Genomic DNA, 1,332 nt, shown 5'->3' on the forward strand with positions numbered 1-1,332 from the left:
CCCGCCGATCCAGCGGCGGCGCCTGCGGCGGGCGAGGCCGCGTCCGGTGGCGGTGGCGCCGGGCGCGGGGGCCTGGCCTGACCCTTGCTCCGGTCCCGGCTTCGGGGCTTGTTCCGGTCCGGGTTTCGGGCCCTCTTCCGGTCCCGGCTCCGTGGGGGAGGCGCCTGCGGTGTCGCTCATGACCGGGTCCACCCCTCACTGCGTGTCGGGACGGGCGTACGGAGGCCTGCGGATCGGTGTGTGCGTGTGTCCTTACGAACATGCCCCTGACGGACGGCGAGGGCGGGCTGTTGTTACGCCGAACGGGGGAACCGGCGTGGCAGGCGCTACCGCGCGATGACCGTGACCCGCTCGCTCTCCACCCGCTTGTCGAGGGCGTCCTCGCCGAGCCGGTCCAGGTTGCGGCACAGCACCACGGAGCCGCCGGTCGCCAAGGGCCCGTACAGCCCCGCGTTCAGCCCCTCCCACGTGTCGTACGGCAGCCCCGACAGCACACGCGAGCCGGGCCCGGTCAGCCCGATCTCCGGCGCCTCGGCCCGGGCCCGCTCGACCACCTCCGCGCCGGTGAACTCCCGCCCCGCCACGATCAGCGCCGGCTCCTCCGGATCCACCGGCGCGTACGGCACGAAACGGTCACCCTGCCCCGGGACCTCCACGGCGTAGTCGGCGAAGCCCTCCGGGGGCTGCGGGAAACGGCCCCCGAGCGGCCTGAGCGCCAGGGCGACCCGTGCGCCCCGGCACGCGCGTGCCTCGTCCAGCGTGTCCGGGCCGCTCACCACGATGTCGGCCGCCGCAGGATCGCCGGCCACGTCCGCGACCGCGCCGGTCGACGCACACGCCAGCAGCCACACCGCCGTCTGCCAGTGCGCGGGCAGCAGCAGCGCCACCCGGTCGCCCGGCTCGGCGGACAGCTCGTCCTGGAGCAGGTTCGCGGTCTTGGCCACCCAATTGGCGAAGGTGGCCACGGACAATTCGACCCGCTCGCCCGTGGCGTCGTCGTAAAAGGTCACCAGGGGGCGTCCCGGGTCCGCGGCCAGCGCGGAACTCAGCAGGTCGGCAGGGGTGCGGTCGGTGGCGTTCACCCGCGCAAGCGTACGCGGACACCGTCTCGCCCATCGAGTGGACGGGGCACCGGTTCGGGGGAACGGGCGCCTGCCGCACGGAACTTCCCCGATGGCAGATTCGTACGGGTCTGTCCAAGCTCGGGGCATGCGTGGAATTCTTGCTTCCTCAATCGGTGTCACCTGCGCCGCCGCCCTCGCCCTCCCGCTCGCCCCGCCCGCCACCGCGGCGGCCGCGAGAGGGGCGCCCACGGCAGAAGCGGCCACGCGC

Annotated in this window: 1 protein-coding gene and 1 pseudogene; both read right to left on the minus strand. The window is 74.4% G+C overall.

The annotated features are described in order from the left end of the window. Positions 1 to 180: pseudogene (locus tag N4P33_RS35295) on the minus strand (hypothetical protein); the annotation flags it as partial. A 146-nt stretch (positions 181 to 326) separates the two neighbouring features. After that, a complete protein-coding gene (locus N4P33_RS35300; RefSeq protein WP_260830995.1) occupies positions 327 to 1,082 on the minus strand; it encodes a TIGR03089 family protein in 756 nt (251 codons plus the stop codon). Between the last annotated feature and the right edge of the window lie 250 nt (positions 1,083 to 1,332).

Source organism: Streptomyces sp. 15-116A (genome assembly GCF_025290915.1).
GTDB lineage: Bacteria > Actinomycetota > Actinomycetes > Streptomycetales > Streptomycetaceae > Streptomyces.